15 protein-coding genes and 1 other annotated feature (1 of these 16 only partly in view) are annotated in these 15,989 nt (G+C 48.7%); of the genes, 9 read left to right on the top strand and 6 right to left on the bottom strand.

The window, feature by feature from the left end; translation table 11 throughout:
• Nucleotides 1-40, top strand: a sequence feature (His leader region) (it extends 96 nt beyond the left edge of the window).
• Nucleotides 41-85: 45 nt separating this feature from the next.
• From hisG to hisIE, 8 genes are all read left to right on the top strand, one after another.
• The gene (gene hisG, locus BLS03_RS02005) at nt 86-985 is read left to right on the top strand and encodes an ATP phosphoribosyltransferase (protein ID WP_093268942.1); all 900 of its coding nucleotides are present in this window, start codon (nt 86-88) and stop codon (nt 983-985) included.
• A gap of 4 nt (nt 986-989) precedes the next feature.
• The gene (gene hisD / locus BLS03_RS02000) at nt 990-2,285 is read left to right on the top strand and encodes a histidinol dehydrogenase (protein ID WP_093268939.1); all 1,296 of its coding nucleotides are present in this window, start codon (nt 990-992) and stop codon (nt 2,283-2,285) included.
• On the top strand, nt 2,285-3,325 hold the full coding sequence (gene hisC / locus BLS03_RS01995; RefSeq protein ID WP_093268936.1) for a histidinol-phosphate transaminase: 1,041 nt from the start codon (nt 2,285-2,287) through the stop codon (nt 3,323-3,325). Before hisD ends, hisC begins: the two co-directional genes overlap by 1 nt.
• 84 nt (nt 3,326-3,409) lie before the next feature.
• Nucleotides 3,410-4,483 carry a bifunctional histidinol-phosphatase/imidazoleglycerol-phosphate dehydratase HisB gene (hisB, locus tag BLS03_RS01990; RefSeq protein ID WP_093268934.1) on the top strand — a complete coding sequence of 358 codons (1,074 nt, stop codon included), beginning with the start codon at nt 3,410-3,412 and terminating at the stop codon, nt 4,481-4,483.
• Nucleotides 4,483-5,097: an imidazole glycerol phosphate synthase subunit HisH gene (gene hisH / locus BLS03_RS01985; RefSeq protein WP_093268932.1), complete on the top strand. Its 615-nt coding sequence runs from the start codon at nt 4,483-4,485 to the stop codon at nt 5,095-5,097. The genes hisB and hisH overlap by 1 nt, the downstream gene beginning before the upstream one ends.
• 12 nt (nt 5,098-5,109) lie before the next feature.
• On the top strand, nt 5,110-5,847 hold the full coding sequence (gene hisA / locus BLS03_RS01980) for a 1-(5-phosphoribosyl)-5-[(5-phosphoribosylamino)methylideneamino]imidazole-4-carboxamide isomerase (RefSeq protein ID WP_093268929.1): 738 nt from the start codon (nt 5,110-5,112) through the stop codon (nt 5,845-5,847).
• A complete protein-coding gene (gene hisF / locus BLS03_RS01975; RefSeq protein WP_093268927.1) occupies nt 5,829-6,602 on the top strand; it encodes an imidazole glycerol phosphate synthase subunit HisF in 774 nt (257 codons plus the stop codon). Before hisA ends, hisF begins: the two co-directional genes overlap by 19 nt.
• Nucleotides 6,599-7,228: a bifunctional phosphoribosyl-AMP cyclohydrolase/phosphoribosyl-ATP diphosphatase HisIE gene (hisIE, locus tag BLS03_RS01970; protein ID WP_093268924.1), complete on the top strand. Its 630-nt coding sequence runs from the start codon at nt 6,599-6,601 to the stop codon at nt 7,226-7,228. The genes hisF and hisIE overlap by 4 nt, the downstream gene beginning before the upstream one ends.
• An 83-nt stretch (nt 7,229-7,311) precedes the next feature.
• On the opposite strand, the gene BLS03_RS01965 is transcribed toward hisIE, so the two are convergent.
• The 3 genes from BLS03_RS01965 to BLS03_RS01955 all read right to left on the bottom strand — a co-directional run bounded on the left by BLS03_RS01965 (nt 7,312) and on the right by BLS03_RS01955 (nt 11,282).
• Complete coding sequence (locus tag BLS03_RS01965; protein ID WP_093268921.1) at nt 7,312-9,258, bottom strand: monovalent cation:proton antiporter-2 (CPA2) family protein; 1,947 nt, start codon at nt 9,256-9,258, stop codon at nt 7,312-7,314.
• 1 nt (nt 9,259) lies between these two features.
• Nucleotides 9,260-9,880 carry an NAD(P)H-dependent oxidoreductase gene (locus BLS03_RS01960; RefSeq protein ID WP_093268918.1) on the bottom strand — a complete coding sequence of 207 codons (621 nt, stop codon included), beginning with the start codon at nt 9,878-9,880 and terminating at the stop codon, nt 9,260-9,262.
• 202 nt (nt 9,881-10,082) lie between these two features.
• A complete protein-coding gene (locus tag BLS03_RS01955; protein ID WP_093268915.1) occupies nt 10,083-11,282 on the bottom strand; it encodes a putative manganese transporter in 1,200 nt (399 codons plus the stop codon).
• Between the two features lie 182 nt (nt 11,283-11,464).
• On the opposite strand from BLS03_RS01955, the gene BLS03_RS01950 reads away from it, so the two are divergent.
• On the top strand, nt 11,465-12,370 hold the full coding sequence (locus tag BLS03_RS01950; RefSeq protein ID WP_093268912.1) for a manganese-dependent inorganic pyrophosphatase: 906 nt from the start codon (nt 11,465-11,467) through the stop codon (nt 12,368-12,370).
• A 95-nt stretch (nt 12,371-12,465) separates the two neighbouring features.
• On the opposite strand, the gene BLS03_RS01945 is transcribed toward BLS03_RS01950, so the two are convergent.
• The 3 genes from BLS03_RS01945 to BLS03_RS01935 all read right to left on the bottom strand — a co-directional run bounded on the left by BLS03_RS01945 (nt 12,466) and on the right by BLS03_RS01935 (nt 15,846).
• Entirely contained in the window at nt 12,466-13,428 is a 963-nt protein-coding gene (locus BLS03_RS01945; protein ID WP_093268909.1) for a glycoside hydrolase family 43 protein, read from the bottom strand.
• A gap of 73 nt (nt 13,429-13,501) precedes the next feature.
• A complete protein-coding gene (locus BLS03_RS01940) occupies nt 13,502-14,497 on the bottom strand; it encodes a LacI family DNA-binding transcriptional regulator (RefSeq protein ID WP_093268906.1) in 996 nt (331 codons plus the stop codon).
• Nucleotides 14,498-14,532: 35 nt separating this feature from the next.
• Entirely contained in the window at nt 14,533-15,846 is a 1,314-nt protein-coding gene (locus BLS03_RS01935) for an extracellular solute-binding protein (RefSeq protein ID WP_093268904.1), read from the bottom strand.
• Nucleotides 15,847-15,989 lie beyond the last annotated feature (143 nt).

Below are 15,989 nucleotides of genomic sequence, written 5' to 3'. Positions count from 1 at the left end.
TTCAAACCCTTGGGAGACAAACTTCCAAGGGTTTTTTAGTTTTTAACCATTGATATTTTGACTTATTCTGCAAAGGAAACCAGTAATGCAAGCACAACAACGATTAAGAATTGCCATCCAGAAAAAAGGCCGTCTAAGCAAAGAGAGCCAAACTTTGCTCAAGCAGTGCGGTGTTAAGTTCAATATCATGGGCGAGCGTCTCGTGGTGCACTCGCAAAATATGCCTATCGATTTGCTACTGGTTCGCGATGACGATATTCCTGGTCTTATCATGGATGGTGTTGTCGATTTAGGTTTTATCGGTGAAAACGAACTAGAAGAAGTTCGTCTTGACCGTCAAGCGCAAGGTGAGCCTTGTGAATTTGTCTCCTTACGTCGCCTTGACTTTGGTGGCTGCCGACTTTCTATCGCGATCAACAAAGAAGAGAAATACACCGGTCCACAAGATTTGGCGGGTAAACGCATCGCAACGACTTACCCACAATTGCTGAAAGCTTTTATGGATGAGCAGGGCGTGCCATTCTCAACGTGTATGTTAACCGGCTCAGTAGAAGTTGCGCCGCGAGCAGGTCTTGCCGATGCGATTGCCGATTTAGTTTCAACAGGGGCAACCCTTGAAGCCAATGGCCTTAAAGAAGCCGAAGTCATTTTCCGTTCAAAAGCGACACTCATTCAGCGTCTTGGCGAATTCGATGCTGACAAAACTGCACTTATCAACAAACTCCTCACTCGTATGCAGGGTGTGCAACAAGCCAAAGAATCGAAATACATCATGCTGCACGCGCCAATTGATAAGCTTGATCAAGTGAAAGCCTTGCTGCCTGGCGCCGAAGACCCAACGGTATTGCCACTTTCCGCAGAGAAACAGAAAGTCGCGGTTCACCTCGTGAGTACTGAGAATCTGTTCTGGGAAACCATGGAACAGCTTAAAGAGTTAGGTGCCAGCTCAATTCTGGTATTACCAATTGATAAAATGATGGAGTAGGGCGATGAGAACCGTAGTTTGGCAATCACTAAGTGAAGTTCAGCAAGATTCGATTTTAGAGCGCCCTGCGATCACCGAAGGGGCAAATATCACCGCTGCAGTCGCGGACGTGATTGATAATGTGCGTCGTAACGGTGACCAAGCCTTGGCTGAATTGACCGAGAAGTTTGACAAAGTGAAACCGGAGTCGATTCGTGTTTCAAGCCAAGAAATTGAGCAAGCATCAGCGCGTTTAAGCGACACGATGCGCCAGGCTCTTGAGCAGGCGTATGCCAATATTTCGGCGTTTCACAAAGCGCAAAAGCCGCAACCGATTAAAGTAGAAACTCAGCCGGGTGTGGTGTGTGAATTGACCACGCGCCCAATTCAAAAAGTGGGTTTGTATATTCCAGGTGGCAGTGCACCGCTACCTTCAACGGTTTTGATGCTGGGCGTTCCTGCAAAAATCGCCGGTTGTCATAAAGTGGTGCTATGTTCACCGCCGCCAATCGCTGATGAAATTCTTTATGTCGCTAAACTATGCGGTATTGACGAAGTGTATAACGTCGGTGGTGGTCAAGCGATCGCTGCGATGGCGTATGGCACAGAAAGCGTGACGAAAGTGGATAAAATCTTTGGCCCAGGTAACGCGTACGTCACTGAAGCGAAACGCCAGGTGAGCAACGATTTTCGCGGCGCAGCCATTGATATGCCAGCGGGCCCTTCTGAAGTCTTAGTGATTGCTGATGACACGGCAATCCCTGAATTCGTTGCTGCTGACTTGCTGAGCCAAGCCGAGCACGGCCCAGATTCACAAGTGGTTTTAGTGACGCCGTCACCCGTGATTGCTGACCAAGTTCGCGACGCAGTGGACCAACAATTGAAACAGCTGTCACGAGCGAATATCGCGCAAAAGGCGCTAGCGTCGAGTTTGATCATTATTGCTGAATCACTGCCGCAGGCGGTGTCGATTTCTAACTATTACGGTCCTGAGCACTTGATCGTGCAAACCAAAAATCCACGTGAGCTGTTACCGCTTCTCGACAATGCAGGCTCGGTTTTCCTCGGTGAATGGTCACCAGAATCGGCTGGGGATTACGCCTCTGGTACCAACCACGTGTTGCCAACCTACGGTTACACGAAAACCTATTCGAGCCTAGGATTAGCCGATTTTTCAAAACGCATGACGGTGCAAGAGCTTTCCGCGCAAGGGCTAAGAAATCTTGCGCCAACCGTGGTCACTATGGCTGAGGCTGAAGGGCTGGATGCCCACAAACGCGCAGTGACAATTCGCGTTGAAAAGCTACAAGGAGAAGCGTAATGGAAAAGCTCGCCCGTAAACAAGTTCAGCAGTTAACCCCATATTTGTCAGCGCGCCGCATCGGTGGCAGCGGTGACGTGTGGCTTAACGCCAATGAATCGCCGTTTGACAACTCATACCAAGGCGCGGTTTCAAGCCTCAATCGTTACAGCGAATGTCAGCCGAAAGCGCTGATCGAAGCCTATGCCAGCTATGCTGGGGTGAAGCCTGAGCAAACCTTAACATCTCGCGGCGCGGATGAAGGGATAGAACTTCTGGTTCGCGCCTATTGTGAACCTGGCGATGATGCGATTCTTTACTGTCCGCCAACCTATGGAATGTATGCGATCAGTGCCGAGACTTTTGGTGTTGAGCGTAAAACCGTGCCTTTAACCGCTGAGTGGCAACTGGATTTAACCAGCATCGAAGCCAAGCTCGATAACGTGAAATTGGTGTTTGTGTGCAGCCCAAATAATCCAACCGGGAATTTGATTCGTCGTGAAGACATCATCGCATTACTTGAGATGACTAAAGACCGCGCGATTGTGGTGATGGACGAGGCGTATATCGACTTTTGTCCTGAAGCGTCTACGGTGGATTTGCTGGAGCAATACGATAATCTCGCGATCTTACGCACCATGTCAAAAGCGTTTGCGCTGGCCGGTCTTCGCTGTGGCTATACTTTGGCAAGCGCCGAAATTATCAATGTGCTGCTTAAAGTGATTGCTCCGTATCCAGTGCCAATTCCGGTGGCAGACATTGCGCTGCAAGCGTTATCTGAACAAGGTTTGGCGCGCGCAGCTGAGCAAGTGGCAACGCTTAACCAAAATCGCACGTATTTGGGGGAAGCGCTTGCTGCGATTGATGGGCTTCGAGTATGCGAAGGTTGGGGCAACTACCTGCTGGTTATTTTTCCAAACGGTGATGAGTTGTTTAAAGCGGCGTGGGATAGCGGCATGATCCTACGTAATTCACCAGTTGAAAACGGTGTTCGTATCAGTATCGGCGATCGCACAGAGTGTGAGAAAGTCGTCGACTTTATCGAAAAGTTTTATCTATAAATGAACACCATAGCGTGATAATTACCCTTATTGATGCTGCGCGGTATGGCCGCGTGGCCAAGTCTAAATTAAAAGGACGTTCGAGTGAGCAAGCAACAAAAAATTCTGTTTATTGACCGTGATGGCACCTTAATTGTTGAGCCTCCGGTGGATTTTCAAGTCGACCGCTTAGACAAATTAAAACTAGAACCTTATGTGATTCCAAGCTTGTTAACCTTGCAAGCTCAAGGGTATCGATTAGTGATGGTGACCAATCAAGATGGTTTAGGCACCGATAGCTATCCACAAGCGGATTTTGATGCGCCGCACAACATGATGATGGAGATTTTCGAATCTCAAGGCGTCAAGTTTGATGACGTGCTGATCTGCCCACACTTTGAAAAAGACAACTGCAGCTGCCGCAAACCAAAATTGGGTATGGTGAAAGAGTATCTGCAAGGTGGCAAAGTCGATTTTCAAAAATCGGTAGTGATTGGCGATCGCCCAACCGATTTACAGCTGGCTGAGAATATGGCGATTCGCGGTATTCAATACCACCCACAAACCATGGGTTGGCCAGCGATTGTTAAAGATCTTACCCAAACTCAGCGTATTGCCGAAGTGGTGCGTACCACCAAAGAAACCGATATTCGCGTTAAAGTGAATTTGGATGAGCAGGGCGGCAATCAAATTTCGACCGGGTTAGGCTTTTTTGACCACATGCTGGATCAAATTGCGACTCACGGTGGGTTTCAGATGACCTGCCGAGTTGAAGGTGACTTGCACATCGATGATCATCACACGGTTGAAGATACCGCCTTGGCTCTTGGTCAAGCGTTGAAAGAAGCGCTGGGTGATAAGCGCGGTATTGGTCGTTTCGGGTTTAGCTTACCAATGGATGAGTGTTTGGCTCAGTGCGCACTGGATCTTTCAGGCCGTCCGTATCTTAAGTTTGATGCCAGTTTTGGCCGCGAACAAGTTGGCGATTTTTCCACTGAAATGGTGGTGCATTTCTTCCGCTCGCTCACGGATACTCTGGCTTGCACGCTGCACCTGTCTTCAAGTGGCGATAACGATCACCACATTATTGAAAGTCTGTTTAAGTCTTTTGGCCGTACACTGCGTCAAGCAATTAAGGTTGAGGGCGATGAACTGCCAAGCAGTAAAGGAGTGCTGTAATGGTTGAACAAAAAGTAGTCATTATTGATACCGGTTGTGCCAACGTTTCTTCGGTGAAATTTGCTATTCAACGCCTCGGTTATGAGGTGGTGATTTCTCGCGAACCCGAGATCGTATTAGGTGCCGATAAACTCTTTCTTCCTGGGGTGGGCACCGCAACTGAGGCAATGCGTAATCTTGAGCAGCGCGGATTGATTGAACTGGTTAAGCAGATCAAAAAGCCGGTACTGGGTATTTGTCTTGGTATGCAGCTGCTTGGCAAATTATCTGAAGAAAAAGCCCACATGAGCACCGAACAAGTGCCATGTCTTGGCTTATGTGATGCAGAAGTGCGTTTGATGGAAACCGGCGATTTACCTCTGCCACACATGGGTTGGAATACGCTTGTGGCATCGGCTGGGCATCCGCTGTTTAAAGACATCGAGCAGGGCGAATATTTTTACTTTGTGCACAGCTATGCGATGCCAGTTGGTGAATACACGATTGCTGAATGCGATTATGGCAATGCGTTTACCGCAGCGATGCAAAGTGGCAATTTCTATGGCGTGCAATTTCACCCAGAGCGCTCATCAAAAGCTGGCTCAAAGCTGATTCAAAACTTTTTAGAATTATAAGGATGTGATTTCGTGATCATTCCCGCTCTCGATTTAATCGAAGGTCAAGTGGTTCGCTTGTATCAAGGCGACTATGGCCAAGTAACCGAATATAAAGTAAACCCTGCTGAGCAGTTTAATCTTTATCATCAAGCCGGTGCCAACTGGCTGCATTTAGTGGATTTAACCGGCGCTAAAGACACCAGTGCGCGTCAATTGGATTTAATTGCTAAGTTGCTCGCCAGTACGCCAGCGAACATTCAAATTGGTGGTGGCGTTCGCAGCGAGCAAGATGTGGTTGACCTACTTGAAGCTGGCGCGCAGCGCGTGGTGGTGGGCTCAACGGCAGTAAAACAGCCTGAATTGGTCAAAGGTTGGATGAGTAAATACGGCGCCGAGAAAATTGTCTTGGCTCTCGACATCAACATCGATTCGCAAGGCGTGCGCAAAGTCGCGATCTCGGGTTGGCAGGAAGACTCCGGAGTCACCATTGAAGCCTTGATTGATGACTACCTGACCGTCGGTTTGAAACACGTGCTGTGCACCGATATTTCCCGTGATGGCACCTTGGCAGGATCTAATGTCGAGCTGTACAAAGATTTATGCCAAGCGTACCCGCAAGTTGAGTTTCAATCGTCTGGCGGTATCGGTAGCTTAGAGGATATTGCTGCATTAAAAGACACTGGCGTGGCCGGTGTGATCGTTGGACGCGCACTATTGGATGGCAAATTCACCGCCGAGGAGGCATTCGCATGTTGGCAAAACGCATAATTCCCTGTTTAGACGTTCGTGATGGCCAAGTGGTTAAAGGCGTGCAATTTCGCAATCATGAAATCATTGGCGACATTGTACCGCTAGCCAAACGCTATGCTGAAGAAGGCGCCGATGAGTTGGTGTTCTACGATATTACCGCGTCGAGCGATGGTCGCGTGGTGGATAAAAGCTGGATCGCGCGCGTGGCTGAGGTCATCGACATTCCGTTTTGTGTTGCGGGCGGTATCAAATCATCCAAAGATGCCGCGCGGCTGCTTGAATTTGGCGCCGATAAAGTGTCAATAAATTCACCAGCGCTTGCAGACCCTGGCCTTATTACCGATTTATCAGACAAATTTGGCGTGCAATGTATCGTGGTCGGTATTGATTCCTACTATGACAAGAACACCGGTCAATATCAGGTGTACCAATTTACCGGCGATGAAGCGCGCACCAAAGCTACTCAGTGGCAAACCGCCGATTGGGTCAAGGAAGTGCAAAAACGTGGCGCTGGTGAAATCGTATTGAACATGATGAACCAAGATGGTGTGCGTAATGGCTACGATCTTGAGCAGCTCGATATGGTGCGTAGCGTGTGCCATGTGCCATTGATTGCCTCTGGCGGTGCCGGTGCAATGGAGCACTTTAGCGACGCATTTAACGAGTCCAATGTTGATGGCGCATTAGCGGCTTCGGTATTTCACAAGCAAGTGATCAACATTGGCGAATTAAAACAGTATCTGAAGCAACAAGGTGTCGAGGTAAGATTATGAGTTCAGAACAAACACAGGCACTTTCACAGCGCATTGATTGGGAAAAAGTCGGCGGTCTGGTGCCGGCAATTGTGCAAGATTATCAATCTAGCCAAGTGCTGATGATGGGATACATGAACCAAGAAGCCTTGGCAAAAAGCTTACAGACAGGGCAAGTGACCTTCTATTCCCGCTCAAAACAGCGCCTTTGGACCAAAGGGGAAACCTCAGGCAACGTACTGAATTTACAAAATATTGCGCTTGATTGTGACAACGATACTCTGCTTGTCAAAGTCAACCCGGTTGGCCCGACGTGCCATAAAGGCACGACCACGTGTTGGGATGGTGACGCACAACCGGAATCGCAAATGGTTTGGCTTCATCAACTTGAACAGCTGCTTGGCGAACGTAAGAGTGCTGATCCTGAATCGTCCTACACCGCAAGTCTCTACGCTCGCGGCACCAAACGTATTTCGCAAAAAGTGGGCGAAGAAGGCGTTGAAGTCGCGCTTGCGGCAACGTCGGGCGATAAGGCGGAGCTAGTGTGTGAATCGGCCGACCTGATTTATCACTTGCTGGTGCTGCTGCAAGACCAAGGTCTGTCACTTAACGATGTGGTGAACAAACTGAAAGAGCGTCATAAGTAACGTTTAAACGGCTTTTCGCTCAACTCATAGATAAAAAAGCAGCCCCAATTGGGGCTGTTTTTTTATGGCGATTGGCTTACAACTCAGTCGCTTTGCGGTTTGGACTCGAGAGTTGGATCGTCGAGTTTATCGGCATAGCCTTTGGGCGGCGGAGCCCAGCCCCTTTCGGTGCGAGAGTGCTGCTCGGTGTGCTCGTAGGACATTTCGTTTTTCAGCCGCTCTTCCAGTTCGATAAACAGCTTAATAAAGTTGTTATCAAAGCGTGGTTCAGAGCCAGCTTCACCAAGCCAAGCGCGATATAGTTCATCCGATGAAGCTTTTTCAACCCGCTTGTAAGCGATTTTTTGTTTTTCTACCGCAAATGGATGGTGACCCAGACGGCGCATCGCGATTGCCCCCACTTCCATAGCAGAGTGATAGGTTTCCAGTTCGATAAAATCTGCGCCTGCTTGACGCAGTCGATAGCTGTGGCCGCGGTCAAACGCCCGCGCCAACACTGTTACGTGAGGATGGGCGTGTTTGAGATATTGCACCAGCTCGATGCTTTTTTCCCGGCTGTCGATGGCAACCACCACCATGGCCGCTTCCTCGATGCCTGCTTGATGCAGCAAATCAGGTCGCGTCGCATCGCCAAAATAGGCTTTGATATTGATACGTCGCAGGTTATCGATTTGCGAAGCTTGGTGGTCGAGTACCACGGTTTTAATGCCATTAGCGACTAACATGCGGTTGACGATCTGACCGAAACGACCAACTCCGGCGATAATCACTGCGCCTTTTTCGTCTATCTCGTCGGTTTCCCGCTCATTGGATGCGGCGACAAAACGCGGCATGATGACCTTTTCAAACACAATAAACAGCAGCGGCGTCAGGAACATCGAAAGCGCCACGACCAGCGAGAGAGTTTGCGCCAAATCACTTGGCAATACATGATTTTGTACCGAGAAGGTCAGCAGCACAAAACCAAACTCACCAGCTTGTGCTAGGCTCAGCGCCAGCAACCACCGATCGCTCTGTTTGATGCCAAAGATAAAGCTCAGTGCCAGCAGTACCAGCGCTTTAAGCAACATGACGATCAGGGTTAAACCGAGAATGGTAAAAAACTCGCCAAATAACACGCTGAACTGAATATTCGCGCCGACGGTGATAAAAAACAGCCCAAGTAATAAACCTTTAAATGGCTCGATATTGGACTCGAGCTCGTGGCGAAATTCACTGTTGGCAAGCACAACCCCGGCGAGGAAAGTGCCCAGCGCCGGGGATAGCCCCACTAAGCTCATCAGCGCTGCAATGCCGACCACCAACATCAGCGCGGTGGCGGTAAAGATTTCACGAACGCCTGAGCTGGCCACAAAGCGCAGCAGTGGTCGGCTCAAGTAGTGTCCGCCAATCACAATCGCCGCGATCGAGCCAGTCAGCACTAAGCCGTAAGCCCAACCCGGCAGGTCAGCCACTAAGCTCAGATCGCTGTGATGCTCGGCGCTAGCAGCTAAAGTTTCGCTGCTGGCCACCAACTCGGGAATGGCTAACAGAGGAATAAACGCCAGCATCGGGATGACCGCGATATCTTGAAATAACAGCACTGAAAAGGCGTTTTGACCGCCGATGGTTTTGGTTAAGCGCTTTTCATTAAAGGTCTGCAGTACGATGGCGGTTGATGATAGTGAAAATATCAGACCAACGGTTAGGGCGATGCTCCAACTTAAACCGAAAAATTCACCAATCACCATGACGGCAGCCGTCGAGAGCAAGACTTGTAATCCGCCAAGACCCATTAAACGATTACGCATCGCCCACAAATGTTTTGGGTCAAGCTCTAAGCCAACCAAAAACAGCATCATGACTACGCCAAATTCAGCAAAATGTTGAATCGTGGCCGCTTCTTCGCCAACGATGCCAATAATAGGGCCGATCACCACACCCGCAACCAGATAACCTAGGACTGAGCCGAGGCCAAAGCGTTTGGCTAACGGCACCGCGATTACCGCCGCCAGCAGGTAGATGAAAGTTTGAATAAAGTAACCGGTCATCTTAGTCCTCCTTGGCGGCGATCAAATCATCGAGCTTGTGAGTGAGCAACGTGAGCGGCGCCGCTTGTTCGATATCCAAGCGATTTTCTACCAATGCATGGAGCAGACGTTTGTATTGCTTTAAGTGCTCAGGGATGCGCCTCTCCTCATAAGCCGTACGAGCATTGAATAGCGTAAATGGCGGTAAATAACGCATACCGGTAAGATTGGCCATCTGTTCAATCGGCGCCAGTAACTGGCGAATAGTAAAGTGGTTGAGTCCGTTGAGATCGTAGGCTTGCTCTTTTCCACCGGCGCTCAATACGCACAGCATAGGTTTACCGTGTAGCGCCGTGCCTTCACTGCCGTATGCAAAGCCGTACTCAAGCACTAAGTCTTGCCACTCTTTTAGAATCGATGGAGTGGAATACCAGTAGAGTGGAAATTGAAAAATGATCACGTCGTGGTCGCGCAGGCGTTGCTGCTCTTTATCAATATCGATGTCGAAATTGGGGTATTCGTAATAGAGATCGACCACAGTGACGCCGGCGATTTTCTTTGCTGCTCTTATCATAGGTTTATTCACTTCACTGCGATGAGGTGAAGGGTGAGCGTAAAGAATTAAAATTTTATTGTGTTTCATTATCAAAAGCCTAGCGAACAACCGAGCGATAAAACAATAGTATGAGCTTATCGCTACGGCGTCTATGAAATCCGAGACACAGTAAAATTTTATTCTTAGCGGCTGAAAATCTGCGCAAAAAAAGAACGGCGAGTTAGCCGCTCTTATGTGTCGTGTGGGGAATATTGGTCACGTGCTTAATATGAGTTGGGCGAGGCGTCGATTACATCTCAAATAATGCGTAATAGCTGTAGCCGACAATCAGTGCCGGGATCGAAGTGTAAATGGTGGCGACCAACGCCGCTTTTGGCGCCATGGCGATAGCCGGGAATAGGGCATCACCATCATTAGAAATCGCATTGGCAAGCTGCGCTGACATTGGCGCTGCGCCAGTGAGGTAAAAACTGGTGACCAGAATTTGCGGCCCGCAGCCGGGCAATAAGCCAACCACGACGCCCATCAGTGGCATCCAGACACCTAGGCCGTTAAACATGTTGCCCATATCAAGGTGGCCAAAGTGGCGGGTCAGTTCAAATAACATAAATGCGATGATGACCCAAGCGGTGACAAAATTAGTGTCTTGAGCAGCCCGTTGCAGTGGATGTGACGCAACAGGTTTGTCATCTTCAGATACGGTGGATTGATAATTTTTGATCTCTTTGGTCAACGACCACAGCAGCATGCTGGTGATGATACAAATGCACCCGATCCATTCAATGCTCATTTCAGGCAGGCTCAGCAATTGGTTAATATCGATTTGAAATGATCCTAAAAACGCAATAATGGTGGCAGGAATAATCAACCATTTCCAGAATCGACCTTGCAGATTGATCGCGCGACTTTCAACAGGGGAGGAGTCTTCACCAGTACAACGCTCGGGCAATGAACTGTGACTTGGGCGCATAAAATCATCGCTATGAATGATGTTTACTACCCAACCACTGATACAGCCGACTATCACTCCAAGCGCAATTACGCCAAGCCCAACACTTGGTTTGCTGGCAAGCAGCAGAAATGCGGCGTCACCCATGGTGGCGGTTAATACGGCGACAATCGCGCCAAAGCCCACTTTGCCACTGACAAATTGGGTGGTGACGATAATCGCGCCGCCACAGCCGGGTAGTGCGCCAAGTAAAGCGGCGAACACCACTTGGTAGTGGCGGGAGTTGAGATACAGTTCGACTGCTGCGTTACGCTTGGTAAAAAACAGCGCAATATAGTGATACAGCGCCAAGGTAAACGCGACATAACTCGATACCGCCCAAAATGCATCAGAGAGTGTGTTCACGGTGACGTCACGAGTGATAGGCGCTGCAAGTAGCGCCAACAGTGCCACTGGCAGTAATAGGCGCTTATGCGCCAATTTAAATTGAGATACGCACAGCCATGGAGGAAGTGATCGCGATAACTTTAAGGCGTCCATCGTTGTCCTGATTCATAGTGATAACCATTATCAAGTTTATGCTAATGAGAATTATTTTCAATAAAATATAATCTCGACAATTCTTTTTTGTAAGCCATGACAAATTTTTTAAATCAGGTAAAGTAGCGCACTTAATAATCCTACAGTTAGTAGGTGTTTAGGTAAGCAAATTAGGAAAAACAATGATTTCAGTTGTCGGTCATAAAAACCCAGATAGTGATAGCATTTGTAGTGCCTTAGTAGCGGCTGAGCTACTTAAAGCGCGCGGTCTTGAAGCCAAAGCGGTTCGCCAAGGCGAAATTAACCGTGAAACTCAACACATTCTTGAAATTGCGGGTGTTGATCAGCCTGAACTATCGACCAGTGTCGCGGGTCAACAAGTTTGGCTGGTGGATTACAGCGATGTGGCGCAAGCGCCGGACGATATTAAAGATGCCGAAATTCTTGGTATTGTCGACCATCACCGTCTTGGCGATATCATGACAGTAAACCCGCTTGAAGCTTGGATTTGGCCAGTGGGCTGTACCAGCACCATTTTGTTTAATCTGTTCAAGATGGAACACGCGCCAATCACACCTGCGCTTGCTAAGTTAATGATGTCGGCAATTTTGTCAGACACCGTCGGTTTTGCTTCGCCAACCTGTACTGATAAAGACAAAGCGGCCGTTGAAGAGTTGAAGTCAATTGCTGAAGTGGCTGACCTTGACGCTTTCATTAAAGCGCTGCTAATTGCGAAAACCAATATCGAAGGGTTAAGCGCGGCTGAACTGGTTGAAAAAGACCTCAAAGCATACCCGTTTAACGGTCGTGACGTGGTCGTGGGCCAAGTTGAATTGGCAACTCTTGAGCAGGTTGATGGCATGATTGAAGCGCTGGAAGCCGACCTTGAACGCCGCTGTGAGCAAGACGGTTTAGCGTTTGCCGCGGTTATGCTAACGGACATTACCACCGCGCAAACACGTTTGCTTTACAAAGGTGAGTGGGCCGCCAAGCTCGAGAAACACCAGCAAAATGGCATGCTGATGATGGAAAACACTCTGAGTCGTAAGAAACAAGGCTGGCCTTGGCTGCAAACTGAGCTTGCTTAAGCGCAACACCCAGTTAATGAAAGGTAATCTGATTTAGCGTTAAATCGATTAAAAAAGGGGCCATTGGCCCCTTTTTTGTGTCTGCTTGCCCTCGATTACTCGCTAAACTCAACGTGGTTTTGCGGCGTGCCAAAAATCGGTTCGCCTTGCTCGCTCCATTCAATGGGCTGAATACACGCATGACGGTTTGGATCCCATAGTGGATCGCCTTCAATGCCTTTGTAATTGCGCGCGTGATAAATCATATAGTCGCGGCTGCCATCTTTACTGGTGGTAAAGCTGTTATGGCCTGGGCCGTAAATCTTTTTCTCTTCATCGGTCACAAAGATGGGCTGCGGCGATTTATGCCATGCGCTGGCATCAAGTAAATCGGCGTTCTCATCAATCGACAACAGTCCCATACAGTAACGTTCATCGGTAGCACTGGCAGAATAGGTCAGATAGATGCGTCCGTGGCGATGTAAAATCGCAGGACCTTCGTTGACCAAAAATCCGCGCACTTCCCAATCAAATTCCGGTTTTGTCAGCAACACTGGCGCACTGGATAGGGTGGTTGGCGAGTCCATCGTTGCGATGTACAGGCATGAATTACCTTCAATGACGGCATCTTTTTGCGCCCAGATGTAATACCACTGGTCATTATGTTTGTAGCAAGTGGCGTCCAAGCAAAAACTCGACAGACCGCTGTCGACTTGAGTCGGTTCGCTCCAAGTGCCCGTTAGCGGGTTTTCTGCCGTGGTGGTAATCGCGTACATACGGTGCTGAAAGGCATTATTGACGATTTCACGGTTGGGCGCAGCGGCAAAATAGATGGCCCAAGTACCGTCGATGTAGTGAATTTCTGGTGCCCAGATCAAATCGGAATACGCACCCGTATCGGGTTTATGCCAAACATCAACAATTTCATTGCTGGTGGCCAACTCAGCTAGCGCTTTTGCACGGCGCAGCTCTAAGCGATCGTACTCGGGTACTGAGGCGGTGAAGTAGTAATAACCATCACTGTGCAAGTACACAAAAGGATCGGCACGTTGTTCAATTAATGGGTTGGTTAAACGCATTGGGGCTCCTAGCCATGAAATCATGGTTGTTCATTTTTGGTAAAAAAGGGTCGACACTTAGGTATTGAGGTACTCAGGTAGATTCTCTTGGTACCAGATCGCCTTCGATTTTCATCATTAGAATGTCTGGCGGTGTCGGTGATAACAAAGTCTCGACGGCGACGCGGCCCATTTCATCGTAGGGCAGGTCAACAGACGAGAGTGATGGTGTCAGCTGGCTGGCGAGCAACTGGTTGTCGTAGCCGATAATGGCGATATCGTCTGGAATACAGAGATGACGATGAGAAATCGCCTGATACGCGCCGAGCGCCATCAAGTCACTGGCGCAAAAAATGGCGTCAGGTCGTGGGTGAGATTCAAGTAAAGACTCGGTCTCAAGATAACTCTGTTTGACTGACCAGTTACCCGGTTTTATCCACTCCTCGCGAAGTGGTAAATCGGCGTTGGTCATTGCTTGGCGAAACCCTTTAAGGCGTTGAATCGAAGAGTCAGACCAGCTTTCCCCGGTGATCATGGCAATATCAGAGTAGCCACGGTCAATCAGGTGCTGAGCGGCGCGATAACCGCCGAGAAAATCCGATGTCACGACACTTGGAATTTGCTGCTGATAAGCTGGGTTTGTGCAGTTGAGCAGTAGCACAGGCAAACTGGTTGGCAATGCATCATCGACTTGAGCGGGGGTGTTCAGAGCATAAATTAATGCATCAAAATTACCGTTCAATATGCTATCAAGCATGCTCGCTTTGAGCTCGTCGTTGTCTTCGTAGTCATACACCACTAACAGGGTATCAAGTTCCCATGCCCGCACTTTTGCCGAACTGATGGCATTAATAAACGGGTCATGCATGTTCATGCTGTTAACCAGTAGAGCGATGCGCCGATGCGACTTGGCGTGATACACGTTAGTGCGCAATTTATAGCCCAGCTCTTTGGCTTTGCTGATCACTTTGTCTTGTGTTTCTTGCGATATTTTCACGCTGTCGGAACCATTTAAAATGATCGACACAGTCGGTTGTGACACCCCAACAGCGGTCGCGATATCTAACATAGTGACTTTTTTCTTGCGCATAGCTCTACTTCTATTAGCGATGGATAAATAAGTGATTAGAGGTTGCTTAACATATCGTTAATACGATGCTCGGCATCCGCCAGCGCGTCATCGACGGACTTATTGCCAGTGATTGCCGCTGCCAACTCTTCACCAATGATGTCTTGAACAGCCCATTGACGTTTCACGCCAGCTGGCAAACCTCGACCTGTCTGAGTGATCGACAAAATGTCTTCACGATGAGGCAGGGAAAGGAATGCTGGATCTTTCAATACACTGGCGACACTTGGTAAGTGACCGGTACGAGACCATTCTATGTCATTGTCTGCAAAGAATTTAAATAGTTTTGCAATCGCTGCATCTTTTTCGTCTGAGCGGCGTTGGTTTGGTACTACCCAAGAGTGGCCATCCACGTAGTGCGCTTTTGCACCATCAAACAGGTATGGGTAAGGCGCGACTTGGTAGTTGTTGTAAAGCGGGCTGCTTTGTTGGTGCGATTGCTCTTCGTAGGTACCTAATAACCAGTTACCGTTGAGCAAAATGCCGCCTTTGGCGTTACTGAACGCTGAAACCGTTGCCGGGTAGTCCATGTTTTTGGTGGTCAAGTTTTGATCGTAAATTTGCTTAAACAGATTAACGATGTTTTTTGCCTCTGGAGTGTTGAGGGAAACTTTACTTGGGTCATCAAAGAAGTGGCTGTTTTGCTGGAACATGTAGGTGTAGAACATGCGCGCATACGCCGCGGTTTCATTGGACAAAATTTGAATGAAATACGGTTTACCGGTGGCTTTTTTAAATTGCTCTGCCTGTTGTAGCAACTCATCTGGTGAGCTTGGCAAAATCGGTTTACCGGCATCATCGACCAATTTGGCTTGTTTCATCAAGTCCATATTGATGTGGAATAACATGGTCCAAGTATCGATTGGCAAGCCGTAAAATTGACCATCACGAGTCACACCGTTGGTTGCGGTTGGTGTGAAGGTCGATTTATCGATTTTCTCTTGAGCTAAGAATTGGTCGATCGGCACAATCAAATTACGTGATTGGTAGTCGGAAATCACCGAGTTGTGCATAGTGACGACATCTGGCGGCGTGCGAGAAGCCATTTGCGCGGTGAGCTGATCGTATCCCGGCCATTCCACGGTGGAAACGTGAACCTCGATATCGGGGTTTTCTTTATCAAATTTATTCAGCAGGGTGGTCATGATGCCACACTCGCCGGAAGCGGAACTGACGTCAGTTGACTGACCGTACTCCGCTTCACACGCGCCAAAAAAGCGCTGTATGTTCAATTCGGTTTTAGCCTGAACTGCGGTCGCAGAGACCAAGCAGCCTATGGCTAATGACAGAGTGGATAAGTAGGTTTTCATAGCAAAGCCTTTTGTTATCGTTGGGGTTTGCCTATTGACCCTAGGTTGAGCAGATAGGCAGTTCACGTTTGGGTTATTTATGTTTTGCTTTGGTTGTTGTTTGCAGTCGCGACATAGCGCCGCGACTGCGGGTCCAGTTTCCT

The sequence above is a fragment of the Vibrio xiamenensis genome, assembly GCF_900100015.1.
Taxonomy (GTDB): domain Bacteria; phylum Pseudomonadota; class Gammaproteobacteria; order Enterobacterales; family Vibrionaceae; genus Vibrio; species Vibrio xiamenensis.
This window is presented reverse-complemented; position numbering and strand designations above follow the sequence as displayed.

What these genes read in the sequence shown, in the direction of transcription:
- hisF (WP_093268927.1), top strand. Translation starts at nt 5,829, where the DNA reads ATGTTGGCAAAACGCATAATTCCCTGTTTAGACGTTCGTGATGGCCAA.
- BLS03_RS01945 (WP_093268909.1), bottom strand. Translation starts at nt 13,428, where the DNA reads ATGCGTTTAACCAACCCATTAATTGAACAACGTGCCGATCCTTTTGTG.
- BLS03_RS01955 (WP_093268915.1), bottom strand. Translation starts at nt 11,282, where the DNA reads ATGGACGCCTTAAAGTTATCGCGATCACTTCCTCCATGGCTGTGCGTA.
- BLS03_RS01960 (WP_093268918.1), bottom strand. Translation starts at nt 9,880, where the DNA reads ATGAAACACAATAAAATTTTAATTCTTTACGCTCACCCTTCACCTCAT.
- BLS03_RS01935 (WP_093268904.1), bottom strand. Translation starts at nt 15,846, where the DNA reads ATGAAAACCTACTTATCCACTCTGTCATTAGCCATAGGCTGCTTGGTC.
- hisC (WP_093268936.1), top strand. Translation starts at nt 2,285, where the DNA reads ATGGAAAAGCTCGCCCGTAAACAAGTTCAGCAGTTAACCCCATATTTG.
- BLS03_RS01950 (WP_093268912.1), top strand. Translation starts at nt 11,465, where the DNA reads ATGATTTCAGTTGTCGGTCATAAAAACCCAGATAGTGATAGCATTTGT.
- hisIE (WP_093268924.1), top strand. Translation starts at nt 6,599, where the DNA reads ATGAGTTCAGAACAAACACAGGCACTTTCACAGCGCATTGATTGGGAA.
- hisG (WP_093268942.1), top strand. Translation starts at nt 86, where the DNA reads ATGCAAGCACAACAACGATTAAGAATTGCCATCCAGAAAAAAGGCCGT.
- BLS03_RS01965 (WP_093268921.1), bottom strand. Translation starts at nt 9,258, where the DNA reads ATGACCGGTTACTTTATTCAAACTTTCATCTACCTGCTGGCGGCGGTA.
- BLS03_RS01940 (WP_093268906.1), bottom strand. Translation starts at nt 14,497, where the DNA reads ATGCGCAAGAAAAAAGTCACTATGTTAGATATCGCGACCGCTGTTGGG.
- hisH (WP_093268932.1), top strand. Translation starts at nt 4,483, where the DNA reads ATGGTTGAACAAAAAGTAGTCATTATTGATACCGGTTGTGCCAACGTT.
- hisD (WP_093268939.1), top strand. Translation starts at nt 990, where the DNA reads ATGAGAACCGTAGTTTGGCAATCACTAAGTGAAGTTCAGCAAGATTCG.